General features: G+C 63.8%; 24 protein-coding genes. 7 read left to right on the top strand and 17 right to left on the bottom strand.

Annotated elements, in window-relative coordinates:
* From CAG44_RS29160 to gabP, 6 genes are all read right to left on the bottom strand, one after another.
* The coding region (locus CAG44_RS29160) for a hypothetical protein (protein WP_256575267.1) at positions 1-105 on the bottom strand (105 nt) is incomplete at its 3' end.
* A gap of 2 nt (positions 106-107) precedes the next feature.
* Positions 108-1,010, bottom strand: a complete 903-nt coding sequence (locus tag CAG44_RS17085) for a dihydrodipicolinate synthase family protein (RefSeq protein ID WP_085692574.1) — start codon at positions 1,008-1,010, stop codon at positions 108-110.
* Positions 1,011-1,084: 74 nt separating this feature from the next.
* Entirely contained in the window at positions 1,085-2,413 is a 1,329-nt protein-coding gene (locus tag CAG44_RS17080) for an MFS transporter (RefSeq protein WP_025340216.1), read from the bottom strand.
* Positions 2,414-2,595: 182 nt separating this feature from the next.
* Positions 2,596-3,915, bottom strand: coding sequence for an FAD-binding oxidoreductase (locus CAG44_RS17075; RefSeq protein ID WP_025340217.1), 1,320 nt, complete (start codon positions 3,913-3,915; stop codon positions 2,596-2,598).
* 61 nt (positions 3,916-3,976) lie between these two features.
* Positions 3,977-4,693, bottom strand: a complete 717-nt coding sequence (locus tag CAG44_RS17070; protein ID WP_085692573.1) for a GntR family transcriptional regulator — start codon at positions 4,691-4,693, stop codon at positions 3,977-3,979.
* 379 nt (positions 4,694-5,072) lie between these two features.
* Positions 5,073-6,470, bottom strand: a complete 1,398-nt coding sequence (gene gabP, locus CAG44_RS17065; RefSeq protein WP_085692572.1) for a GABA permease — start codon at positions 6,468-6,470, stop codon at positions 5,073-5,075.
* Between the two features lie 274 nt (positions 6,471-6,744).
* On the opposite strand from gabP, the gene CAG44_RS17060 reads away from it, so the two are divergent.
* Complete coding sequence (locus tag CAG44_RS17060; protein ID WP_075046031.1) at positions 6,745-7,086, top strand: DUF2892 domain-containing protein; 342 nt, start codon at positions 6,745-6,747, stop codon at positions 7,084-7,086.
* A 240-nt stretch (positions 7,087-7,326) separates the two neighbouring features.
* On the opposite strand, the gene CAG44_RS17055 is transcribed toward CAG44_RS17060, so the two are convergent.
* Positions 7,327-8,535 (bottom strand): hypothetical protein, encoded by a 1,209-nt coding sequence (locus CAG44_RS17055; protein ID WP_085692571.1) that lies wholly within the window; start codon positions 8,533-8,535, stop codon positions 7,327-7,329.
* A gap of 41 nt (positions 8,536-8,576) precedes the next feature.
* Positions 8,577-9,026, bottom strand: coding sequence for a YcgN family cysteine cluster protein (locus CAG44_RS17050; protein WP_025340222.1), 450 nt, complete (start codon positions 9,024-9,026; stop codon positions 8,577-8,579).
* Between the two features lie 144 nt (positions 9,027-9,170).
* On the opposite strand from CAG44_RS17050, the gene CAG44_RS17045 reads away from it, so the two are divergent.
* A complete protein-coding gene (locus CAG44_RS17045) occupies positions 9,171-9,764 on the top strand; it encodes a nitroreductase family protein (protein ID WP_025340223.1) in 594 nt (197 codons plus the stop codon).
* Positions 9,765-9,895: 131 nt separating this feature from the next.
* Here CAG44_RS17045 and CAG44_RS17040 read toward each other — a convergent pair whose 3' ends face one another.
* The 5 genes from CAG44_RS17040 to CAG44_RS17020 all read right to left on the bottom strand — a co-directional run bounded on the left by CAG44_RS17040 (position 9,896) and on the right by CAG44_RS17020 (position 14,698).
* Positions 9,896-10,828 carry a D-2-hydroxyacid dehydrogenase gene (locus tag CAG44_RS17040; protein WP_085665277.1) on the bottom strand — a complete coding sequence of 311 codons (933 nt, stop codon included), beginning with the start codon at positions 10,826-10,828 and terminating at the stop codon, positions 9,896-9,898.
* 2 nt (positions 10,829-10,830) lie between these two features.
* Positions 10,831-11,124: a YcgL domain-containing protein gene (locus tag CAG44_RS17035; protein ID WP_015271354.1), complete on the bottom strand. Its 294-nt coding sequence runs from the start codon at positions 11,122-11,124 to the stop codon at positions 10,831-10,833.
* Entirely contained in the window at positions 11,121-12,254 is a 1,134-nt protein-coding gene (gene rnd / locus CAG44_RS17030; protein WP_075046034.1) for a ribonuclease D, read from the bottom strand. The genes CAG44_RS17035 and rnd overlap by 4 nt, the downstream gene beginning before the upstream one ends.
* 275 nt (positions 12,255-12,529) lie before the next feature.
* Positions 12,530-14,167: a phosphoethanolamine transferase gene (locus CAG44_RS17025; RefSeq protein WP_085692570.1), complete on the bottom strand. Its 1,638-nt coding sequence runs from the start codon at positions 14,165-14,167 to the stop codon at positions 12,530-12,532.
* A gap of 165 nt (positions 14,168-14,332) precedes the next feature.
* Positions 14,333-14,698 carry a 5-carboxymethyl-2-hydroxymuconate Delta-isomerase gene (locus tag CAG44_RS17020; RefSeq protein ID WP_085692569.1) on the bottom strand — a complete coding sequence of 122 codons (366 nt, stop codon included), beginning with the start codon at positions 14,696-14,698 and terminating at the stop codon, positions 14,333-14,335.
* Positions 14,699-14,814: 116 nt separating this feature from the next.
* Between CAG44_RS17020 and CAG44_RS17015 the strand changes: the two genes are divergently transcribed.
* On the top strand, positions 14,815-15,051 hold the full coding sequence (locus CAG44_RS17015) for a YdcH family protein (protein ID WP_075046038.1): 237 nt from the start codon (positions 14,815-14,817) through the stop codon (positions 15,049-15,051).
* A 123-nt stretch (positions 15,052-15,174) separates the two neighbouring features.
* Here the strand turns inward: CAG44_RS17015 and CAG44_RS17010 are convergent, their stop codons facing one another.
* A complete protein-coding gene (locus tag CAG44_RS17010; RefSeq protein WP_085590603.1) occupies positions 15,175-16,356 on the bottom strand; it encodes a PLP-dependent aspartate aminotransferase family protein in 1,182 nt (393 codons plus the stop codon).
* A gap of 92 nt (positions 16,357-16,448) precedes the next feature.
* Between CAG44_RS17010 and CAG44_RS17005 the strand changes: the two genes are divergently transcribed.
* A complete protein-coding gene (locus CAG44_RS17005) occupies positions 16,449-16,910 on the top strand; it encodes an Lrp/AsnC family transcriptional regulator (protein ID WP_015271359.1) in 462 nt (153 codons plus the stop codon).
* A gap of 127 nt (positions 16,911-17,037) precedes the next feature.
* Here CAG44_RS17005 and CAG44_RS17000 read toward each other — a convergent pair whose 3' ends face one another.
* Positions 17,038-19,368: an FdhF/YdeP family oxidoreductase gene (locus CAG44_RS17000; protein WP_085618049.1), complete on the bottom strand. Its 2,331-nt coding sequence runs from the start codon at positions 19,366-19,368 to the stop codon at positions 17,038-17,040.
* Positions 19,369-19,716: 348 nt separating this feature from the next.
* Here CAG44_RS17000 and moaA point away from each other — a divergent pair, with 348 nt between their 5' ends.
* Together moaA and CAG44_RS16990 are read left to right on the top strand one after the other, a co-directional pair.
* Positions 19,717-20,721: a GTP 3',8-cyclase MoaA gene (gene moaA / locus CAG44_RS16995; protein WP_075046042.1), complete on the top strand. Its 1,005-nt coding sequence runs from the start codon at positions 19,717-19,719 to the stop codon at positions 20,719-20,721.
* A 20-nt stretch (positions 20,722-20,741) separates the two neighbouring features.
* On the top strand, positions 20,742-21,641 hold the full coding sequence (locus CAG44_RS16990; protein ID WP_085590607.1) for a bestrophin family protein: 900 nt from the start codon (positions 20,742-20,744) through the stop codon (positions 21,639-21,641).
* Positions 21,642-21,771: 130 nt separating this feature from the next.
* Here the strand turns inward: CAG44_RS16990 and moaB are convergent, their stop codons facing one another.
* Positions 21,772-22,311: a molybdenum cofactor biosynthesis protein B gene (gene moaB, locus CAG44_RS16980; protein WP_003259533.1), complete on the bottom strand. Its 540-nt coding sequence runs from the start codon at positions 22,309-22,311 to the stop codon at positions 21,772-21,774.
* A 140-nt stretch (positions 22,312-22,451) separates the two neighbouring features.
* On the opposite strand from moaB, the gene CAG44_RS16975 reads away from it, so the two are divergent.
* Positions 22,452-23,339 (top strand): LysR family transcriptional regulator, encoded by an 888-nt coding sequence (locus CAG44_RS16975; protein WP_085665272.1) that lies wholly within the window; start codon positions 22,452-22,454, stop codon positions 23,337-23,339.
* Here CAG44_RS16975 and CAG44_RS16970 read toward each other — a convergent pair.
* The gene (locus CAG44_RS16970; protein ID WP_085692568.1) at positions 23,327-24,109 is read right to left on the bottom strand and encodes an AraC family transcriptional regulator; all 783 of its coding nucleotides are present in this window, start codon (positions 24,107-24,109) and stop codon (positions 23,327-23,329) included. The genes CAG44_RS16975 and CAG44_RS16970 overlap by 13 nt on opposite strands.
* Positions 24,110-24,200 lie beyond the last annotated feature (91 nt).

Below are 24,200 nucleotides of genomic sequence, written 5' to 3'. Positions count from 1 at the left end.
GCCCGAGATGGCATCGCGGAACTCACCGTCGATGAACGCCTGGGTACGCAGTTGCAGTTCGGCGGCGAGGGCCGCGTATTGTTGCTTGCTCAGCAAATCGGCCATTTTCAGGCACCTCCGGTGATCTGTGCGATGTTGCGCTTGAGTTCAGTGACCACGCGCTGCAGTTCCTGCTTCTCGGCGGCATCCAGGTCATACAGCGGCTTGCGTACGCCACCGGTGCTCAGGCCATTGAGGGCGCAGCCGTACTTGATCGACTGGACGAACTTGCCGCCTTCGAGGAAGTCCATCAGCGGCATCATGGCGCCCATGATCTTGCGGCCTTTGTCGAAGTCCTTCTCGATCACACAGGCCTCGTACAGGGCCACGTGCTCGCGCGGGATGAAGTTGGAGCCGGCGCAGACCCAGCTCTTGGCACCCCAGGCAAAGAACTCCAGGGCCTGGTCGTCCCAGCCGCACGACAGCTGGATGTTCGGGCGCTGGATAGCCAGGCGGTGCAATTGGCCCATGTCACCGGAGCTTTCCTTGATGGCGACGATGTTCTTCACGTCGGCCACGGCGTCGAAGAACTCTTCGCCCATGCTCACGCTCATGCGGCCCGGGTAGTTGTAGAGCATGATCGGCAGGCCGGCGGCGGCGTCGACGGCTTTGACATGCAGGGCGATTTCCTGCTGGGTCGGCAGTGCGTACGGCGGGGTGCCCACCAGCAGTGCGTCGGCCTTGATTTCCTTGGCGTGCTGGGCGAAAGCCACGGCGTCTTCGGTGCGGATGCCACCGGTGCCGACGATCAGTGGCAGGCGGCCGGCCAGCACGTCCTTGGCCTGGGCGGCCAGGTCGATGCGCTCCTGGGTGGTGTGGGCGTAGTACTCGCCGGTGGAGCCACCAATGATGACGCCGTGGACTTTCGACTCGACCAGGTATTCGAGGACCTCGGCGAACGCCGCCTTGTCGATCGAGCCGTCCGCAGCCAGCGGAGTGATTGCCGGGGTGTAGATGCCTTCGAATTTCACGGTAGGTTCTCCAGTGCGTTGCTCAGTGTTGTAAAGGCCGCAGCGGATCGACGCTGCGGCGGGTCGTCATGAATTCAGCTCAGCGAAGCCGCTTGTTGCAGGTTCAGCGAGCGGGTTTCCGGGGCCAGGGCAACGGAGAACGCCAGGCCGACGAAGGTCACCGCGGCGGCGGCATACATGGTGGCGCCGATGCCATAGCTATCGAGGGCGATGGGCACCAGCCAAGTGCCGACCGCAGCACCGACCCGCGACATCGAGGTGCCCACGCCAACGGCACCGGCACGGATTTCGGTAGGGAACAGTTCGTTGGGGTACACCAGCTGCAACACCTGGGCGCCACCGATAAACAAGGCGTAGGCGCCGAACAGGGCGAGGATCAGCATCTCGTTGCCGTTGCTGAAAGCGCCCAGGCCCAGCAACGCCAGCCCCGACCAGAAGAAGCTGTGCAGCAGCGTGGTGCGGCGGCCGATGGTGTTCAGCAGGCGGGTGCCGATTATGCAACCGACCACGAACAGGCAGGTGATGGCGACCGACCCGATGGCGGCCCAGTCCCCTTTCAGGTTCAGTGCACCCAACACTTTCGGAGCGAAGGCGTAGACGGCGAACACCGGGATCACCGAGCAGGTCCAGAACATGGTGACGAACAGCATGCGCTTGCCGTAGCCGGAGTGCAGCAGGCTGAGGAACGACAGCTTGCGGGTCTTGGGCTCTTCCGGCAGGTTCTTCAGCGAGAAATCTCTGCCGTAGACGCGCTTGATCACCTGCTCGGCTTCGGCCGAACGGCCTTTGCTGATCAGCCAGCGCGGCGATTCGGGGGTGCCTATACGGATCGCGAACAGCAGCGCGCCGATCACCGAGGCACTGGCCAGCACCAGGCGCCAGGCATCGTCGCCACCGTGGCGCAGGATCGCTTCACCGACCATGTAGGCACAGGCGGCACCGGCGAACCACAGCACGGTCAGGGTGGCCAGGCGTGGGCCACGGTTCTTCTTGGGCAGGAACTCCACCAGCAGCGAGGTGGCCACCGGGTATTCGATGCCCACCGCGATGCCGATGGCGAAGCGCAGCAGGAACAGGACCATCGCCGATTCCACCCAGAACTGCGCGATCGAGGCCAGGATGAACAGGGTCGGGCCGACGAAGAACACGCGCTTGCGGCCGAACCGGTCGGTCAACCAGCCGCCGAAGAAGCCACCGAAGAAAATGCCGATCAGCGCCGAAGCGGCGATCATGCCCTGCCAGAAACTGGTCAGGTTGAGGCCTGCCGACATCTGCACCATGGCAACGCCGATGATGCTCAATACATAGCCATCGACGAACGAGCCGCCACCGGAACGCAGGGTCAGCAACTGGTGAAAGTTGTTGATCGGTACATCTTCAATCGAAACATTTGGACTTGTCATTGTTGTTCCTGCCACTTCTGTTACATGTACAAATTCAAGGCGAGCGTGCCCGCGAAACTGAAAACAGCGTTCAGCCCCGGGTGACCGGCCTGTTGGCCAATCATCAATTTCGGGCAAAGGGTGCCCGTGCCGGCTAAATCGCCACCGGCATCAAGTGTTCAAAGTTGCAACGCCGTCAGCGGTCAGCTTTCTTTGCCAGCGCGGAACTGCCCCCACATCAGGTTGGCGTTCAAGCCCAGGGAAACCAGGGGCTGCGGCGGGTTTGCACAAGGCCCGGGAGCATTGAGCAAGAACTCGATCAGTTCGTTCTTGTCGCCGGCCAGCCAGTCGGCCAGCAACTTGCCGGTGACAGTGCCACGGGTAACACCCAGGCCGTTGCAGCACAGTGCGCCGACAACATTGGGCGCCAACTTGCCAAAGAACCCCATGTGGTTGCGCGACAGTGCCAGTGCACCGCCCCAGGTGTATTCGAAGTTCACCCCGGGCAACATCGGGAAACGTCGGGCGAACGATTCGCGGTGGCGCTGGACGAAGCGGTCCAGGTATTTGCGGTTGCTGCGCCCGTCGGGGTTGTAGCTGAAGCTGTTGCGGATCAGCAGGCGGTTGTCGACGGTGCGGCGCATGGTGGTGCCGAACGGGTCGGCCGGGATCACGCCCCAGTACGGTTTGCCGCCCAGCCGCGCCTGCTCTTCCTCGGTCAGCGGGCGGGTGATGCTGCCGTAGGTGAACACCGGCAGCATGCGGCCCTTGAGGAAGCCGAAGCTCATGCCGAAGGCGTTGGTGGTGAGCACCAGCTTGTCGGCGGTGATCGAACCGTTGGCATGACGCAGCACTACCTTGTCGCCGTAGTCGACCTCGGTGATGGGCGTGCGTTCATACAGCGAAACGTTGGACGGCAGGCTGTCGGCCAGGCCTTTGACCAGCGCCGACGGCTGCAGCAAGGCGGTGCCGGGGGTGAACAGGCCCTTGCGGTAGAAATGCGTGCCGATGTGCTCGGGCAGGTCGCGGCCTTCGATCACTTCATAGGGCTGGCCGAGCTTGTCCAGGCCGCGGCGGTAGGCATCCAGCACGGCGATGCCGCGGTCTTCGACGGCCGCCTGGTACTTGCCGCAGTGGCGGAACTGGCACTCGATGTCGTAGCGCTCGATCAGCTCCTTGAGGTAGGACTGGCCACCCAGGTTGAGCTTGAGGATGGTCTTGGCGATGTCGATGTCGCCGATGTAGTCCTCGGCGCCGATGTCGTGCGGCAGGTCGATGGCAAAGCCGGCGTTGCGCCCGGAGGTGCCAAAGCCGACCTCCTGGGCCTCGATCAGCACGATCTCGTCGTCCGGGAAGTTCGTTGCCAGCTGCCGTGCCGCAGCCAGGCCGGTGAAACCGGCGCCGACCACCACCCAGCGCGCCTGGCTGTGGCCACTGTGGGCCGGCCTTGGCGTGCGGGGCTTGCTCAGGTGATACCAGCCACAGGTGGCATCATCGGCAGGTAACGAACTAATTCTTGTCATGTCACTAACCTGGTTCTTGTTGTCGACGGGTGGTCAGCGCCAGTTGCCTGACCTTGGTAACTCATATCTGAATCGGTACATCCAGCCCTTGCGGCGCGGCGTACTCGGCCATGCGCCGGCGCGACAGCTCGAAGTGCTCGCGCACCAGCTGGCCGGCAGCTTGCGGGTCGCGGCGTTCGATGGCCTGGATCATCTGCTCGTGCTGCTCGCAGGCGATCTCGAGGTCGTGCTGCATGTCATCGGTGGTCGGGTGGCGGTAGAAAATCTTGCCCAGCCGGGTGTGGTCGATCAGCAGGCGACGCAGGCTTGGCAGCAGGTAGTCGTTGTGCGCCATCTTGCCGATTTCCAGGTGGAAGGCGTCGTTGTAGAGCACACGGTTTTCCACGTCGCGCTCTTCGATGGCCTGGCGGAACATGGCCTGGATACCTTTGAGCACTTCGATCTCGGCGGCGCTGGCATAGGTGGCGGCCAGCTGGGTGGTGGCGACGTAGATCAGCGGGGCGGCGACGAAGAAGCTGTGCAGCGACTCGTGGTTCATGGCAGCGACACGTGGCGCGCGGTTGGCTTCCAGTTCGATGTAGCCTTCGGCGGCGATCTGGCGCAGCAGCTCACGCACTGGCGGGCGCGACAGGCCGAACTCGTCGCACAGGGCCAGTTCGTCCACCACCGCGCCCGGGGCCAGTTCCATGCTGAGGATCCGGCGGCGCAGCGCTTCGGCAAGGACGGCCTTGCGGTCCTGCGGCACTTCTGCACTGAGTGGTTGGACGATGGCTTTCATGGCGGCCTTCTTTGTTGTCATAGAGCTGTGTCTACTATTTGTATAACGACTATAGGGCACTGTTAGACAATATGTCTACAGCATTTTCGATGAACGGTGAAATCTGTCTGGGCCTTTGTTTTCAGGGGGTCCAGCGGGTTCAGGGGTGAGATTAAACACCCTTGGGGCTGCATTGCCAAACCGGACAAAAAATTCGCCAGACAAGACAGACAGGTAGAAATCTGCCGGCCCTTTCGCGGGCTCGCCCGCTCCCACAGGTAGGGCACAGCCTTCAAGACCTGCGCTTTACCTGTGGGAGCGGGCGAGCCCGCGAAAGGGCCGGCACAAACAAAAAAGCCACCTGCAGGCAGGTGGCTCTCTTCCATTCACACAAATCCCTTCACGCGGTTGCCAAGGCCTCCCGCCGCGCATGCCGCTTGCTGGTAATCACCCCCAGCACCAGGATCACCAGGGCCAGCGCCAGGGTCAGCGATACCTCCATGCGGTGCTTGGGCATGACGAACATGGTGCCGAGGGCAAAGATGATGAAACCAATCACCGCATAGGTCAGCCATGGGTATAGCCACATGCGGAAGGCAATCTCGACATTCTGCCGCTGCAGGATGGCGCGCATGCGCAGTTGCGAGAAGGCAATCGCCAGGTACACCAGCAACGCGATCGACCCGGAACTGGCCAGCAGGAAGGCAAACACCTCGGCCGGGGCAAAGTAGTTGACGATGGTCGCCAGCATGCCGATCAGCGTGCTGCCAATCACCGCCGCACGTGGTACGCCCACCTTCGAGGTGCGCTGGATGAAGCCTGGCGCATCACCGCGCTTGCTCAGCGAGTAGAGCATCCGCGACGAAATGTAGATCGACGAGTTCAGGCAACTGGCCACCGCCACCAGTACCACGATGTCCACCAGCTGCTTGGCGTAAGGAATGTTCATGATTTCCAGCGCCCGCTGGTACGAACCCTGTACCGGCAGCAGCGGGTCGTTCCACGCTACCACCGAGATGATCACGAAGATCGACAGCAGGTAGAACACGCTGATGCGCCAGATCACCGAACGGGTGGCCTTGGCGATGTTGCGCGCCGGGTCTTTCGATTCGGAGGCGGCGATGGTGACCGCTTCGGTGCCCAGGTAGCTGAACATGGTGGTCAGCAAGGCGCCGATGATCGCGGTCCAGCCATTGGGCATGAAGCCGCCCTGCTGCGCCAGCAGAAGTGGCAGGCCACTGACTTCACGACCCGGCAATACGCCGGCCAGGGCTGCGGCGCCCAGGGCGATGAAGGCGACGATGGCGATGACCTTGAGCATGGCGAACCAGAACTCGAACTCGCCGTACTTGGCCACGCTGAACAGGTTGGTGGCGGTCAGCAGCACGGTCATGCTCAGGGCGAAGAACCAGGCATCGATGTGCGGGAACCAGTTGTTGAGCACCACGCCGGCGGCAATGGCTTCGATGGGAATCACCAGCACCCAGAACCACCAGTACAGCCAGCCGATGGTAAAGCCGGCCCAGCGGCCGATGGCGCGGTCTGCGTAGGTGGAGAACGAGCCGGTATCGGGGCTGGCGACGGCCATTTCCCCGAGCATGCGCATCACCAGCACCACCAGCGCGCCGGCCAGTGCGTAGGCGACGATGGCTGAAGGGCCGGCCGCCGCAATGGCGTGCCCGGAGCCGATGAACAACCCGGCACCGATCACCCCGGCGATGGAGAGCATGGTCACATGGCGTTGCTTGAAGCCTTGCGCCAGCTGATTGCTGGCGCCACTCGCGCTTGTCATTGTCATCCTGATCCCTGCTTTTGTTTTCTTTGTGGGGGACGTGAAGCTCCTGGATCGAAACCCAGCGTGGATGAGCTTCGCGCCCGGTCACGGTACGCCAGCGGGGGGGCGGTCAAGTTGCCTGCAACCGCCAAGGACTTGACCATAACGGACACTGAAACCTCAAAAAGGCTCATGACAGAGTCCTGGATACGACATGGGGTTGCCGCCCGGCGACCCAAATGAACGCCGGCGACGGCCTGCAGGTCAGCTGCTTACATTTCACAAGGAGGGCCTTGCCATGCTCGATATCCATTCCGCGACGGCATCGTCGCAGCACAATGTTCATGGGCTGGAACGGGTCAGTTCGCTGGCCGGGGGGGCGCTGATGTTCAGCAAGGGGATGCGCCATGGCGGCCTGGTCGGCTTGCTGCAGATGGTGGTGGGAGGTTTGGCGGTGGCCCGCGGGGTCAGCGGGCATTGTTCGACCAAGGCCTGGTGGCAGCGGCATCGCCAGGAATACCAGCGGTTGCGTGCGGACATCGAGCGCAGTGCGGCGGAGCTGGAGGCGTTGCGGGCCAGTGCCGATGCGGCGACGCAGGGGGTGACGGTGACCGGGAAGGATCCGTTGGCTGGCAGTTGAGTTTTGCACTGCCTGTGCCGGCCTCTTCGCGGGTGAACCCGCTCCCACAGGGACGGCGCCGTCTTGAGGGCAGTACATTACCTGTAGGAGCAGCCTTGTGCTGCGAAAGGGCCAGTATGATCAAAGAGGGTCTGTGGCTGTAATTGCCTCTTCGCAGCACAAGGCTGCTCCTACAGGGCAACGAGAAACCTGTGGGAGCGGGTTCACCCGCGAAGAGGCCGGTACGGGCGAAAGAGGTGCTCAGCGCAACGCCTTGCTCTGCAACACCTCGGAGCGCCGCCCCAGCACGTTCTCGCTGATCTGTATGAAGTCTTCGGTGCTGACGCTGGGCAGGCGCATCAGCCCGCGTGCCACATCGTCCAGCGAGCGTTTGGCCTGGGTGTGGATGCGGATTTCCTTGTCCAGTGCCTGCAGCAACATCACCCCCCGCGCAACTTGCGCCGGGGTGGCATGCTCGCTCTTGAGCCGGGTGACCTTGGCACCCTGCTTGCTCAGGCGCGCCTGCCAAGCCTGGTAACGGTCGTCACTCACCCCGCCCGAGCGGCGCAGCAACTCGCTGGCGTAGTAGTCGGTCAGGCTTTCCACCAGCCAGTCACTGCCGTCACGCCCATGGATCTGCGCAAACAGTTGCACCACTTCGCGCAGCAACGGGCTGCTGCCGTTCTCGCTGACCATAGGCCGGGCACTGTGCAGGTACAACGAGCCCTGCGCGGCCATCGCCCCGCGCCACATGCCGTCGCGGGCACCGACCAACAGCAGCTTCGGCGGGTTGCGCGGGAACACCGCCTGCAATTGCGGCCAGACAAATGTCAGCATGGTCAGGTTGTCCATGCGCCGCATACCCTGCCCCACCGGTGCGGCCACGGTGACCTCGGTTTCGCCCAGGCGGGCGCGGCGGCTACCCAAGTCGCCGGCGAGCATCCAGCCGGTGGGGCGGTCGAACAGGCGCGAAACGTTGTCGATGCGGAACTTGTCCTTGCCGATGCGCGGCCAGGAAGTCTCGATGCTCTTCCAGCCTTCGGGCAGGTCGAACGCCAGCCGCGCCACCAGCTCGGTGCCATCCTGCTGGTCGAGGCGCGCAGGCGGTACCAGCTGGTCGCCGAGGAACAGCGCCCAATGCGGGGTGATGCGCGACGAATAGGCGCCGCTGCCGCGTTTCTGGTCCAGCTGCACGCGGTAGCTGAGGCTGGTCTTGCCGGCCGCCGGTTGCCACACGCCGCGCTGGCCCTGCAGTTGCCATTGGCCATCAGCCTGGAAGCCGCTGTAGGCCCCGGCCTTGCCCAGGTCGAAGTCCAGGCTGCGCACGGCACTGCCTTCGGCCAAGGTGAGGCGGACCTCCGCCTGGCCACTGGCCGGCAACAGGCGCACCTGGTAGTCGAGGTCGACCTTTTTCCCCCAGGCCGGCGAACTGGCCATCAGGCCAAACAGCAACAACAGCTGGCAACGCATACAGAAACTCCTTGTTTCCCCGTGGCAGCGGGCCGCGCCGGTCAGCTGGCGCGGAAGATCAGGTGGTCTTCCCAGTCGTCTTCGTGCACATCGTGTTCACTGAGCATGCGCCCCGACTGGGAAATGCGCTGTTCATGGACCTGCTGGCGATCGCCGCAGACCAGGTGGTGCCAGGCCGGCAGGTCCTTGCCCTCGCTGACAAGGCGGTAGCCGCAGGTGCTCGGCAGCCACTTGAACTGGTCGGCCTTGCCCGGGGTGAGCTGGATGCAGTCAGGTACCTGGGCGAAGCGGTTGGGGTAATCGCTGCACTGGCAGGTGTGCAGATCCAGCAGTTTGCAGGCGATGCGCGTGTAATAGACGCTGTTGTCGTCCTCGTCCTCGAGCTTTTGCAGGCAGCACAGGCCGCAGCCGTCGCACAGCGACTCCCACTCTTGCGGGCTGAGTTGTTCGAGGGTCTTGCGCCGCCAGAACGGCGCGTTTTCAGCGATCATGACACGGGTTTCCTGCATTCATCTTGGGGCCACGGCGCGCGGCGGCGCCAGTCTAGAGCCTGGCCTTCGGCAAAGCCAGACCGCTTGTCAGTCGCGACGCGACGCAGTAGCGTGCGCGTTTCCCGTCCTTTTGCAGGAGCCGCCATGAGCGCCACCCCCCGCATTGCCGATTACGCCATCAACGAGCAATTCATCAACCGCTGGTCGCCACGTGCCTTCACCGCCGAGCCGATCAGCGAAGAAACCCTGTTGAGCTTCCTCGAAGCTGCACGCTGGGCGCCGTCGGCGAACAACTCGCAACCTTGGCGCTTCCTCTATGCCCGCCGTGACACGCCGAACTGGGAGCGTTACCTGAACCTGCTGGTGCCGGCCAACCGCAGCTGGGCGCAACAGGCTTCGGCGCTGGTGCTGGTGATTTCCAAGACCACCTACGCCGCCCCGGGCGCCACGGAAGAAAGACCGGCGCTGTGGCACACCTTCGACACCGGCTCCGCCTGGGGGCACCTGGCCCTGCAAGCCAGCATCAGCGGCTGGCATACCCATGGCATGGCCGGTTTCGACCAGGAACTGGCGCGTCAGGAGTTGAAGGTTCCTGAAGGCTACGTGCTGCATGCCATGGTGGCGATCGGCAAGCTGGGCGACAAGGCCAGCCTGAACGAAGCCCTGCAGGCGCGTGAAGTACCAAGCCCGCGCAAGCCACTGAGCGAGCTGGCTGCCGAGGGTGATTTCAGCCTGTAAGCCTTGCATTGGCTGTGCCGGCCTTTTCGCGGGCTCGCCCGCTCCCACAGGTACAACACACCCTTCGAGGGCGGCGCAATACCTGTGGGAGCGGGCAAGCCCGCGAAAAGGCCAGCACAGGCACTACAAAATCAATAGCCTCGGGCGAAGTCCACTTCACCTCGCAACCCCTGCCCCGCCACATACGCCCGCACATTCTCGACAAACAACCGCACCATCGCCGCCGGCGAGGTGGGCGCCGAACTGTGCCCGGTCAGCAGCAAGCCCCACGCCGTCCAGAACGGGTGTTGCCTGGGCAACGGCTCCTGCCGGCAGACATCGATCACCGCCCCCGCCAGGTGCCCTTCCTTCAGCGCCTCGACCAGGTCAGCGTCGACCACCGCCGCCCCACGCCCGGCATTGATGAACAGCGCCGTGGGCTGGAAGCACTTGAACAGTGCCGCGTCATACAGGTCGTGGGTGGCCGGGGTATCCGGCAGCAGGTTGAGCACGTAGTCGACCTGGCCAACCATGCGCGGCAGGTCGGCCAACGCCGCTACCTCGACGAACGGCGCCTGCTCGCGGGCGCTGCTGGCAACGCCATACAGCACCACGCCAAACGCCTGCAGGAACTCGGCCACCCGCTGGCCAATGTCGCCAGTGCCGACGATCAGCACCTTGCGCCCTTCCAGGGTACGCCCCGGGCGGTCGTCCCAACGCCGCTCGACCTGGCTGACCAGGCGCGACAGCACCTCGCGCTCATGGCCGAGCATGTAGGTAAGCATGTACTCGGCCATCACCTGGCCAAAGATGCCCACGGCGCGGGTCAGGCGATAATCGCGCGGCAGGCCCTCGGCCAGCAGCGGGGTGATACCGGCCCAGGTGGACTGCATCCAGACCGGCTTGTGGCCCTGGCGCAGCAGGCTTGCCAGCAGGTCCGGCTGGCCCAGCCACACCGGGCACTGTGGCGCCTGGCCGGCCAGTTCGGCGGAGTCGCCGCTGGTCAGGATCTCCAGCTCAGGCGCGGCTGCACGCAAAATCTCGGCGTATCGAGCATGATCATGCTCAGCAATCAGTACTCGCATGATCAGGCAGGGTCGTTACGGCGCAGCAACTCTTCGGGCAGGTGCTCGATGTAGTCGTCTTCCGGCGGCGGCATCTGCAGGTGGTAACCCTGGTTGTCGAGGTTTTCCAGCACCTTGGCGATATCCTCGCGGGCCAGCTTGCGCTCGGGGGTAAGCACCAGGTCGAAGGCGTGCACGGGGGTGCCGAAGAACGGCAGCAGGCCTTCGGGCACGCGCTCCAGGCCGTCGGCCTTGAGCACGTACAGGTACATTTCGTTCTTGCGGGGGCTCTTGTAGATAGAGCAAATGCGTTTCATCGGGTCTCTCCGGCGCCTGCCAGGCTGTCCAGCAGGGCCTGGCCCATGCGCTCACGGCGCCAGCCGCGCAGCGAATCGGGCAATTGATAGGGGCCATTGGGGTAGCCGCTCTTGAGCAGCGCTTCCAGGGCTTTCTTGCGCAGCATCAGCTCGGGGGCAATGCCCAGGCGCTCACCTTCGGCCTGGCCGATGGCACGCAGCTGCTTGAGGATGCCGCTGGCCTCGATCGGCAAAGGCTCGGGCAAGGCCTGTGGCCATTGCTCGGCTGGCAAGCTGGCGGCACGCTTGATCAGCTGGATGAGGAACTCACCGTCCTGACGAATGGTGCGTGGATGCATCTCGTCGATCTTGGCCAGCGCCGACAGGTTGTTCGGCTGGCTCTTGGCCATGGGCCACAGCGAGTGCTCCTTGAGAATGCGGTTGCGCGGCACGTCGCGGTTGCGCGCTTCACGCTCGCGCCAGGCGCACAGCTCACGCAGCACTGCCAGTTGCTGGGGGGCCAGCTTCCAGGCCAGCTTGACGTCGCGGTACAGGCTTTCGGGCTCGACTTCGCGGCGCAATGCGGCCACCAGCTCGGCGCCGTCCTCCAGCACCCAGGCGTACTTGTCGTCACTCAGGCGCGGGCGCAACACGGTGAACAGCTCGGCCAGGTGCACGGCATCCTCGGCGGCATAGCTGACCTGGGTTTCCGAGAGCGGGCGTTGCAGCCAGTCGGAACGGGTTTCGCCCTTGGGCAGGTCGATCCCCAGCACTTCCTGCACCAGGCGCGAATAGCCCATGGAGAAGCCCAGGTTCAGGTAGCCGGCGGCCAGTTGGGTGTCGAACAGCGGCTGTGGCAGCTTGCCGGTCAGGCGCAGCAGCACTTCGAGGTCTTCGCTGCAGGCGTGCAGCACCTTGACCACGCCGCTGTCATCCAGCAGTTCGGCCAGGGGTTGCCAGTTGCCGATCAGCAACGGGTCGATCAGGAAGGCACGCTGGCCATCGCCGATCTGGATCAGCCCGGCTTTCGGGTAGAAGGTGTCGACCCGCATGAATTCGGTGTCGACGGCGACAAAGGGCAGCTGATGCCAGTCGCGGCAGTGTTCGGCCAGGCTCTGGTCGTCACGGATCCAGTGTATTTCGATGGCCACGAGGCTCTCCCACTAACATTGGCGCGCAGTATATACGGCGCGGGCACTGCTGGTGAAACCCGGGCCATCCTTGATATCGATCAGCGGTGCTGTTGTGCGTGTTCAGGCAGCAGCAACTCTCGTGCGCAAAATTCGCAAGCTTCGCGATCCCTGTGGGAGCGGGCATGCCCGCGAACACGGGCGAAGCCCGTGCCATCCACCGCGTCGCCTGCTTCGCGGGCATGCCCGCTCCCACAAAGAGCGCGCAAGCTAGCGGTTTTTGAATGCGCGTCGCCTCAGCGCTTGGCTGCCAGCCACGGCCGGCAGCTGGCGAACATGTCCAGCGACTGCTGGTAGACCTCGGTGTGTACCTGCAACAGGCCGAGCATCGAGTGGAACAGGTTGTCCTGCGACAGCGGTGCATCGCTGAGCTTGGCCAGGCAGTCGGTGTCGACGCCGAAGTCCTCCTTGTAGCTGTCGGAGAACCAGGTCAGCAGCGGCACGTGCTTCTGCTGCTCGGGGGCGATGGCGTAAGGCGTGCCGTGCAGGAACAGGTTGTACTCACCCAGCGACTCGCCATGGTCGGACAGGTAGATCATCGCCGTGTCGACCTTGTCCTGCTTGCTGCGCAGGGTGTCGATCAGCGAGGCCAGCACCTTGTCGGTATAGGCCAGGGTGTTGTCGTAGCCGTTGACGATTTCCTGCTCGCTGCACTGGTCCAGCGCGTTGCTCTGGCACACCGGGGCAAAGCGCTGGTCGGCGCCGGGGTAGCGCTTGAAGTATTCAGGCCCGTGGCTGCCCATCTGGTGCAGCACCAGCACGGTGTCCTTGTCGAGGTTGTCGATCAGCTCACCCAGGCCCTGCAGCAGGATCTGGTCATGGCATTCACCATCAGCGCAGAACTGCGGGTCCTTGAGTTTGCTGACATCGATGAACTGCACGCGGTCGCAGGTGCCCTTGCAGCCCGACTGGTTGTCACGCCACTGCACCGCCAGGCCGGTACGCTGGAGGATGTCCAGCAACCCTTCGCGGTTCTTCGCCACGCGGGCATCGTAGTCCTTGCGCTTCATGCCGGAGAACATGCACGGCACCGAAACGGCGGTTTCCGTGCCGCAGGAGTGCACATCGGAGAACGCCAGCAGGCCCTGTTCCCTGGCAAGGTTCGGTGTGGTATCGCGGTTGTAGCCAAGCACGCCGAAGTGGTCTGCCCGCGCACTTTCGCCCACCACCAGCACGGTCAGCGACTTGCGTTCGTGCTTTTGCCAGGCGGCATCACGCTTGGCATCTTCGCCATAATGCTGGAAGGGCCGTGATGCGGTACCGACGCGCTCGCTGACATAACCGATGGAGGCACCCACGATATTGCTGGGGGTGAGCATCAGGCGCAGTTCGTGGTGGTTGCGAAACAGCGACGACAGGCCCTGGTAGTTGACCAGTGCCACCGAGCCCAGGGCCACCACGCAGGCACCGCCAACCACCAGCTTGCCGAGCAGTTCACGGTGCCAGGCGCGATAGGCGATCGGCGCCTTCCACAACAGCACCGAAGGCACTACACCGAGGCCCAGGATATACAAGGCAAACTTCAACGAAAGCAGGTCACGCACTTCCGCCACGTTGGTTTCCGCGATATTGCGGAACATGCCCGCGTCAATAAGTACGCCGTACTGGTTCATGAAGTAAGCCACGCCCGCGCCACTCATGAACAACACGATAAGTATTGGCTTCAATACATAACGGAAGGCGAACAACGTGAGGATCAGGTTGAACGCGAACAGCATCAGCACGGCAAACGCCAGGCTCAGCCAAAGCCCCGGCAAACCGGGCGGCACGACCTGTTCAAGATGCTGCCAGAGGAAGACATTGAAGCCGATCAGCAGGTAAAGGCTGGCCAGCAGCGTGACCCATTCAGTCCGCAGGGATTTGAAGTTGAGCATCAGTGTTCGCAATCAAGAGTGATTATCAGCCCGAGGGCCTTCGCGGCACCGGGGAAACTTGGCTGAACTCTAGAAAGCGTGCCATCAATATTTTGTGAAAAAGACGCCAACAAATTCGTGAGCAGGCGCCTTTTCTACATTAAAAGAAGTTCATTCAGCGCTTGTTCAGCCTGGCAGGCGTGCCTTGGCGTACGGCTCGCGGTCGATGTCCAGCACTTCCACGCACAGCTGGATGTCCAGCCCCGGTTGCTCGGGGATGGCCTCACGCAGCACATCCAGCAGGTTGGCGGACAGTTGCGTCTTCACCTCGGGCGAGCGCCCGCTGAGGATCGCCAGGCGCACGTGGGCAAAGGCACGCTCGCCGGGCGCGGTGCCCACGCGAAACTGGCCGAAGGCCTGGGCGCGGCTCTTGATGTCGGCCTCGTCGGCGAACTGGCCACTGCCGACCAGGGCATGGTTCAGGCGCAGCAGCAGGGTATCGACATTCAGCTCGCGCAGGTTGTCGCTGTATTCCAGGTTCAGGTGAGGCATGGCGCAGGTTCCGGGTCACGGGGAGATGCGACAGCCTACCCCAGTCCCCTACCTGCGCAAAGACGACTATCCTCAAAGGTCAGAACCATCCGCCAACCCCCGACAGAGGTGAAGAAATGCCAGTTCCGCATGATCTGCTCGCTGACCTGCACGTTACCGCTGATGCATTCCAGGCGCTCATGGACAAGGACCAGACGCTGCACTCACTGCACAAGGAATACAACGCCAAAGACAAAGAGGTGGTCGCCGCCGAAGGCAACGGCACCAACGACGAGGCCGTCAACCGCCTGCGCAAGGAACGGTTGCTGATCAAGGACAAGATCGAACGGATCATTCATCCGCCCAAATCCTGACAGGAATTCATTGAATCCACCGGCCTCTTCGCGGGTGAACCCGCTCCCACAGGTACAGCGCCAGACCTGAAGGCAGCGGAGCCCCTGTGGGAGCGGGTTTACCCGCGAAGAGGCCAACAGCCCTCACATACCAGCCGCAGCCTTCAACGCCCCATCCAGGTCCTCGACCAGGTCGCGGTAATCCTCGATCCCCACCGACAACCGCAGCAGGTTTTCGCTGATCCCCATCACGCCCTTCTGCTCCGGGCTCAGCGAGCAGTGCGACATACTCCAGGAGTGGTTGATCATGCTTTCCACCCCGCCCAGCGAGTCGGCCAGCACGAAGATCTGCAGCGCCTCCACCAGGCGGTTGAGCGCGGCGCGGTCGCCCTTGACCTTCATCGCCACCACCGCCCCGCCACTGCGCATCTGCCGTTTGCACAGCTCATGCTGCGGGTGGCTCTCCAGCCCCGGGTAATACACCTGCTCGATCTGCGCGTGGCTTTCGAGGAAGCGCGCCACCTGCAGGGCATTGGCACACTGGCGCTCCATGCGCACATCCAGGGTCTTCAGACCGCGCAGGGCCAGGTAGCAGTCGAACGGCCCCTGCACCGCGCCAATCGCCATGCTGATGCGGCGCAGGCGCGCCAACAGCGCATCATTGGCAGCTACCACCACGCCACCGGTGAGGTCGGAGTGGCCGCCGATGTACTTGCTGGCCGAGTGCATCACCAAGTCCACGCCCAAGGTGATCGGGCGCTGGTTCCACGGCGAGCAGAAGGTGTTGTCGATGCAAGTGAGGATGCCCCGCGCCTTGGCCAGGTCGCACACCGCCTTGATGTCGACCAGGTGCAGCAACGGGTTGGTCGGCGATTCGATCCAGATCAGCTGGGTTTCCGGCTTGATGGCGGCGGCCACCGCCTCAAGGTCGTTGAGGTCGACGTAGGTGGTGGTCAGGCCCGAGGTGCGGCTGCGGTAGTCTTCCATGATGCGGAAGGTGCCGCCGTACACGCCGTTCATCACCACCACGTGGGCATCCTTGGGCAGCAACTCCAGCACGGTGGCGGTGGCGTTCACACCCGAGGCGCAGGCGACCGCGCCAACGCCCTCTTCCAGGGCGGCGACACAGGTTTCATAGGCATGCCGGGTGGGGTTGCCGACGCGGCTGTAGGAGTATTCCGGCTTGTCGTCCAGGCTGCGCTTGGTGAACGAACTGGCAGTGACGATCGCCGGGAAAATAGCGTTATCGGCGACGCTGAACTGCTCACCGGCGTGAATGGTACGGGTGGCGAAATTGCGCGGCTTGTCGGACATGGTCAGGCCCATTGGCAGAGTGAAAGCTGCAACTATCGCACAACCCAAATCTTCTGGCCTTGGGGTAATCTGTGAAATATTTTTCTCCACGGCCCACGCGCGATATGGACAGCTTCGACCAGCACATTCTCACCCTGCTTCAGCGCGACGCCTCGATCTCGCTCAAGGACCTGGCCGAGGCCGTAAACCTGTCTACCACGCCGTGCTGGAAGCGGGTCAAGCGCCTGGAGGAAGACGGCTACATTGTCGGCCGTGTCGCCCTGCTCGACCCGGAACGGCTGGGGTTGGGGCTCACGGTGTTCGTCCAGCTCAAGACCCAGCGCCACGACAGCGCCTGGCTGGAGCAGTTTGCCGCGACCGTGACCGGGTTCGAGGAAGTGATGGAGTTCTACCGCATGTCGGGGGACTGGGATTACATGCTGCGGGTGGTGGTGGGGGATATTGCGGCGTATGACCGGTTTTACAAAAAGCTGATCACCAGTACTGACGGGCTGTCGAACATCACTTCCAGTTTTGCCATGGAGCAGATGAAGTACACCACGGCTTACCCGGTGAACCGTTCCTGATTCCTGTATGGCAGTACCGGCCCTATCGCCGGCAAGCCAGCTCCCACAGGTACGTCACAGGTTCTGAAATCTGTGCGGTCCCTGTGGGAGCTGGCTTGCCGGCGATAGGGCCCTTGCAGGCTACCTGTCAATCCGCGGCCAGCACCGCCGCAATCCGGTTCCCGGCCTTGGCTTTCTCGACCTTGATCGCCACGAACTTCGAGGTCGGGGTATAGGTCCCCTCGCCATAGCTTTCCAGCGGCACCAGCGGGTTGGTCTCCGGGTAATAGGCCGCCGCCTGCCCCTCGGGCACGTCATACGCCACCAGGCGGAAGCCCGACACGCGCCGCTCCACGCCATCCTCCCACAGCGACACCAGGTCCACATGCTCGCCCGGCTCGAAGCCCATCCGGCGGATGTCCACCTCGTTGACGAACACCACTTCACGCAGGCCGAACACCCCGCGATAACGGTCGTCCAGGCCATACAGGGTGGTGTTGTACTGGTCGTGCGAGCGCAGGGTCTGCAGGATCAGGTCGGGCTTGTCGCCGCGCGCCAGCACCTTGGCATTCACCAGTTGCTCCGGCAGCTGGTGCGGGCTGAAGCGCGCCTTGCCTGTGGCTGTGCGCCAGGTACGGTCGGCGGCGTTGTTGCCCAGGTGGAAACCACCTGGGTGCTGCAGGCGCTCGTTGAAATCGGTAAAGCCGGGGATCACATCGGCAATCATGCTGCGGATTCGGCCATAGTCGGCAACTGCGTATTCCCAGTCGATCGGCTGCTTGCCCAGGGTCGCCTGGGCCATGCCGGCGATGATCCACGGCTCCGAGCGCAGGTGCGGCGAGCGCGGGCGCAGCTGGCCGTGGGAGATGTGCACCATGCTGAAGGTGTCCTCCACGGTCACGCCTTGCGGCCCGCTGGCCTGCATGTCGATTTCGGTACGGCCCAGGCACGGCAGGATCAACGCATCGCGGCCGGTGACCAGGTGCGAGCGGTTGAGCTTGGTGGAAATCTGCACGGTCAGCGCGCAATTGCGCATGGCCGCATGGGTGCGCGGCGTATCCGGCGTGGCCTGGGCAAAGTTGCCACCCAGGCCGATGAACACCTTGGCCCGCCCCTCTTCCATGGCCTTGATCGCCAGCACGGCATTGTGCCCGTGGGCACGCGGAACGCGGAACTGGAAGCGTTTTTCAATGGCATCGAGCAGCGCCGCCCCAGGCTTCTCGTCGATGCCCATGGTGCGGTCGCCCTGCACGTTGCTGTGGCCACGCACCGGTGACAGGCCGGCACCGGGCTTGCCGACGTTGCCGCGCAGCAGCTGCAGGTTGACGATTTCCTGAACGGTCGGCACCGAGTGGCGGTGCTGGGTGACGCCCATGGCCCAGCACATGATTACCCGTTCGGCCTTGCGGTACATGCGCGCGGCCAGTTCGATCTCGGCCTGGGTCAGGCCCGATTGCTCGACGATGTGCGCCCAGGGCGTGGCATCCACGGTTTCCAGGTATGCGTCGATGCCACTGGTGTGCTCGGCGATGAAGGCATGGTCGAACACCGCCGGTTCACCATTGGCCTGGGCTTCGCGTTCCCACTGCAGCAGGTACTTGGCAATGCCGCGCATCACTGCCATGTCGCCGCCCAGGGCCGGGCGGAAGTAGGCCGTGTTGGTTGGTTCGGAGCCATTGCTGAGCATCTCGAACGGGTGCTGCGGGTGCTGGAAGCGCTCCAGGCCGCGCTCCTTGAGCGGGTTGAAGCAGACCACCTGGGCACCACGCTTCACCGCTTCACGCAGCGGTTCGAGCATGCGCGGGTGGTTGGTGCCGGGGTTCTGGCCGATGACGAAGATGGCGTCGGCCAGCTCCAGGTCGTGGAACACCACGGTGCCCTTGCCCACGCCGAGGGTTTCCGACATGCCCACGCCGCTGGCTTCATGGCACATGTTCGAGCAGTCGGGGAAGTTATTGGTGCCGTAGGCGCGGACGAACAGCTGGTAGAGGAACGCCGCCTCGTTGCTGGCCCGGCCCGAGGTGTAGAACTCGGCCTGGTCGGGCGATTCGAGTGCGCGCAAGTGTTGGGCAACCAGCGCAAAGGCTTCTTCCCAGCTGGTTTCCACATAGTGGTCGGTGGCCGCGTCGTAGCGCATCGGGTGGGTCAGGCGGCCCTGGTACTCCAGCCAGTAGTCGGTCTGCTCGGCCAGCGCACTGACGCTGTACCTGGCGAAGAATGCCGGGTCCACCGAGCGGCCGGTAGCTTCCCAGTTGACTGCCTTGGCGCCGTTCTCGCAGAACTTGACCATGTCGTTTTCCGGCGACTCGCCCCAGGCGCAACCGGGGCAGTCGAAGCCGCCGTTCTGGTTGGTCTTGAGCATGGCCCGCAGGTTCTTGAAGGCATTGTCGCTGCCCAGCCAGCTCTTGGTCACGCTCTTGAGCGCCCCCCAGCCGGCGGCGGCGCCCTTGTAGTCCCTGATGTGTTGGTCCTGGCTCATGCGATGAATCCTCACGCTTCGATGCTTTTTTTCAGCCTATGGAGCGTGGGGTAGAGCCGTCCAATCGAAAGATCTTACGGGGTGATAGGTGGTTTCGATCATGGGCTGGAACCGCGTCGCGGCCTTCGCGGGTGAACCCGCTCCCACAGGGCCACCACAGGTTTCGAGCCCTGCGCTTTACCTGTGGGAGCGGGTTTACCCGCGAATTGGGCGACGCGGTCAACACTTTGAAATACGTGGCCTACAGCCATGATAGAGGCCATCGATCAATCGGTCGGACAAAGCAATTTGACGGCCCTGCGCCCAAGTTATAGCTTGAATCGAGTCCCTACCCATTCGAGCGCGAACGTGGAACAGAACAGCCGGGCCCTGATCGACGGCTTCAACCGGAAAATCGACTACCTGCGGATGTCGGTCACCGACCGCTGCGACTTCCGTTGCGTGTACTGCATGGCCGAAGACATGCAGTTCCTGCCGCGCCAGCAAATCCTCAGCCTCGAGGAACTGTTCCAGGTGGCCGAGCGCTTCGTCGCCCTCGGCACCCGCAAGATCCGCCTGACCGGCGGCGAGCCGCTTGTGCGCCAGGGCATCGTCGACCTGTGCGGGCGCATCGCCGCCCTGCCCGGCCTGCGCGAATTGTGCCTGACCAGCAACGGCTCGCAACTCGGGCGCCTGGCCCAGCCGCTGTTCGACGCCGGTGTCACGCGCCTGAACATCAGCCTCGACAGCCTGGACGCCGAGCGCTTCAAGCAACTGACCCGCACCGGCGACCTGCACCAGGTCATCGCCGGCATCGACGCCGCCCGCCAGGCCGGCTTCAAGCGCACCAAGCTCAACTGCGTGGTCCTCAAGGGCCGCAACGATCATGAACTGGTCGACCTGGTGCGCTTTGCCATCGACCGCGAACTGGACATCACCTTCATCGAAGAAATGCCCTTGGGCGTGATCAGCGAACATGAACGCGGCGAGTCGTTCTGCTCCAGCGATGAAGTACGTGCGCTGCTGGCCGAGCAGTTCACCCTGGTCGAATCGACCGAGTCGTCCCAGGGCCCGGCCCGCTACTGGCGCCTGGCCGAAGCCGCCAACACTCGGGTCGGCTTCATTTCGCCACACAGCCACAACTTCTGCGCCACCTGCAACCGCGTGCGCCTCACCGTCGAAGGCCGCCTGCTGCTGTGCCTGGGCAATGAACACTCGGTGGACCTGAAGCAGGTGCTGCGGGCCCACCCCGGCAACCCTGAACGCCTGGAAAAGGCCATTCGTGACTCGCTGCACCTCAAGCCCTACCGCCATCATTTCGAAGTCGGTGGCGACGTGCAGATCCTGCGCTTCATGAACATGACCGGCGGCTAGGCAGCCGTCTCTGGATTTCCATGATCGTCCACCCCACCCCCGATGTGCTGCGTGTGCTGTTCACCCTCAAGGGTTCGATCGTCAAACGTATTGCCCTGCGCTGCCTGACGGTCACCCTGCTGGCCGCGCTGATCGTGTTGGTCGAGCGACATTTCCCGGCGTTTTTCTACCCGGTCAGCGCCACCCCGTTCACCTTGCTGGGCCTGTCGCTGTCGATTTTCATGAGTTTTCGCAACAACGCCTGCTATGACCGCTGGTGGGAGGGGCGCAAGGCCTGGGGCAAGCTGATCATCGAAACCCGTTCGTTCGTGCGCGAAAGCCTGGTGATTACCGACGAAACCCTGCGTGCCGAACTGTTGCGCAGCCTGTGCGGCTTTGCCCATGCGCTGAATGCACGGCTGCGCAGCGAGGACGAACTGGCCGCCGCCCGGCCTTGGCTGGCCCGGCCCGAAGCGATTACCCCGCACAACGTGTGCGACGCCATCCTGCGCGAAATCGGCGGGCACTGCTCGCGGCTGGCAACACAGCAGCAGATCAGTGACTGGCGCTACAGCCTGCTGGAGCAGCGGCTGGTGGGCCTGACCGAAGTGCAGGCCACCTGCGAGCGGATCAAGGGCACACCGTTGCCGTTCCCCTACACGCTGTTGCTGCACCGCACCATCTACATCTTCTGCCTGCTGCTGCCGTTTGCCCTGGCCGAGCCGCTGGGCTGGCTGGCGCCGCTGTTCACCACCATCGTGGGGTACACGTTCTTCGGGCTGGATGCGATTGGCAACGAACTGGAAGACCCGTTCGGGCGCGATGAGAACGACCTGCCGACCGATGCCATGGTGCGGACCGTGGAGCGCGATGTGCTGGCGGGGTTGGGGGAACAACAGCTACCGCCGGCGTTGTTGCCGGTGGACCATGTATTGAGCTGACTGAATGCAGTGGCCTGTGCCGGCCCTTTCGCGGGTAAACCCGCTCCCACAGGGCCCCCACAGGTTTCGAACCCTGCGCGGTACCTGTGGGAGCGGGTTTACCCGCGAAGAGGCCGGTACAGGAGAAAACTCAGCCCCGGCTTGCACAGGCCTCGATCGGCTTCAGGTGCTTGACGAAGTTGCACGGCCGGTGCCGCGCATCCAGCTGCTCCGCCAGGATGCCCTCCCACGCCGTACGGCAGGCCCCGGTGGAGCCCGGCAGGCAGCACACCAACGTGCGGTTGGACAGCCCGGCCAGCGCCCGGCTCTGCACGGTCGAGGTGCCGATATCGAGAATCGACAGGGCCCGGAACAGTTCGCCAAAGCCATCGATGCGCTTGTCCAGCAGGCACTCGACCGCTTCCGGCGTGCTGTCACGCCCGGTAAAACCGGTACCGCCGGTGATCAGCACCACCTGCACCTGCTCGTCGGCAATCCAGGTGGCGACCTGGGCGCGGATCTTGTAAAGGTCGTCCTTGAGCAACGCCCGCGCCACCAGGCGGTGGCCGATCTCCACCGAGCGGCTGGCCAGCAGCTCACCAGAGGTGTCGTTGTCGTAGGTACGGGTGTCGCTGACAGTCAGCACGGCGATGTTGAGCGGTACGAAGACCGCGTCGGGTTGGACGCGCACGGTGGGGCTCCTCGAGTGGCAGTGCCGCCACGCTAGAGGCATGGCCCGGGGGCGTCCAATCGATATGGCGTACCGACTGATCAATGACATCTATCGCAGACGTGGGTTAAGGTCTGCATAACCCGATACCAGGCACTTCCATGGACATCAAGCAGCTCAAATTCCTCATCGCGCTCGACCAGACACGCCACTTCGGCCAGGCGGCGGCGCTATGCCATATCACCCAGCCGACGCTGTCCATGCGCCTGCGCAACCTGGAGGACGAGCTGGACCTGGTGCTGGTCAAGCGCGGCCAGCGCTTCGAAGGTTTCACCGAGGCCGGCGAGCGCATCCTGGCCTGGGCCCGTACTCTGCTCGCCGCCCACGACGGCCTGCAGGCCGAGGCCGCCAGCTGCCGCGGCCAGGTGGTCGGCAGCCTGCGCCTGGGCACGGTGCCGCTGGCCAGTTTCAACCCCATGCACCTGCTGCTGCCGCTGCGTGAAAAATACCCCGAGCTGCACTTCCAGATCAGCTCGCTCAGTTCGGAACAGGTCATCGACGGGCTCAGCCGCAACCAGCTCGACCTGGGCATCTGCTACCTGGACCAGGTCAACACCAGTTTCTTCGAAGTGATCGAACTTGGCACCACCACCATGGGCCTGTTGCACGATACCCGGCACTTCAAGTTCACCAGCGACACCCTGCGCTGGGACGAGCTGGGCGACATTCCGCTGGGCCTGCTGAGCAAGGGCATGCACTACCGCCAGTCGCTGGACCTGAGTTTCCGCAGCCGTGGCCTGGAGCCGAATGCGGTACTGGAAAGCGACTCGAGCTTCCAGCTGATCCAGGCCATCAACACCGGCATGTGCTGCGCGGTCATGCCGCTGGGCTGCGGCCTGGAAGACCTGAGCGAGCACCTGCGCATCCTGCCGGTGGCCGACGCCGCCATCCACAGCCCGGTCGGCCTGCTGCTACGCCGCAGCGAACCGCGTTCGGCAATTGCCGAGCAGTGCTTCGATGAGGCGCGGGCGCTGTTTCAGGCCAACTGATCGCTGGTTGCCTGGCGGTACTGGCGCGGGGTGAAGCCGGTCAGTTGCTTGAACTGGCGGCTGAAGGCGCTGTGGTCGGTATAGCCGCAGCACATCGCCACTTCAGTGATCGGCAGTTCCGAGTGCAGCAAACGGTGGGCGTGCTCCAGGCGCGCCTTGTGGATCATCTGCCGTGGCGTGAGGTGGAACACCCGCTTGCAATAGCGCTCCAGCTGGGCCACGGAAATGCCGGCGATACGGGTCAGCTCGCCCATGCTGATCGGCTGGTGGAAATGCCGGCGGATGTGCTCGTCCACCGCCGCCAGGCGCTGGTAGGCGGGGTGGCTGTCGGCGGCTGACTGCAAGTCGACCGAGATGCCGACCAGGCCGATGATCTCGCCAGCCTGGTTGTACAGCGGGCGCTTGTGGGTCAGGCACCAGCCAGGCTCTCGGCTGCCATACAGGTGCAGCTCCAGCTGGTCTTCCAGCACCAGGCCTTCCTTGAGAACGCGACAGTCCTGCTCGGTGTAGCCGGGGCCCAGCTGTGCCGGGAACACTTCGGCGCTGGTCTTGCCCAGCAGCGGTTGCAGGCGCTTGAGGCCACAGCGCTGGACCAGGGTGTTGTTGGCCAGCACATAGCGGGCGGCCGGGTCCTTGATGAAGATCGCGGCGTTGGGGATGGCGTCGAGAATCGGCAGCAGCAGGGACACACCGGCGAGCAGGGCCTCGAGGTTGGCGGGGCGGTGCTGGTCGAGGGACTGGTACAGGGTTGCCAGGGGGGTGTCGGTCATCTGTCGGTTCTCTGTTGGCTGTGCCGGCCCTTTCGCGGGCACGCCCGCTCCCACAGGTCCCCCACAAATTTCGAATCCTGTGCTGTACCTG

This window comes from Pseudomonas sp. B13(2017) (genome assembly GCF_002113245.1).
GTDB classification, from domain to species: domain Bacteria; phylum Pseudomonadota; class Gammaproteobacteria; order Pseudomonadales; family Pseudomonadaceae; genus Aquipseudomonas; species Aquipseudomonas putida_Z.
The sequence above is the reverse complement of the archived record's forward strand: the minus strand, read 5'-3'. Positions and strand labels throughout refer to the sequence as shown.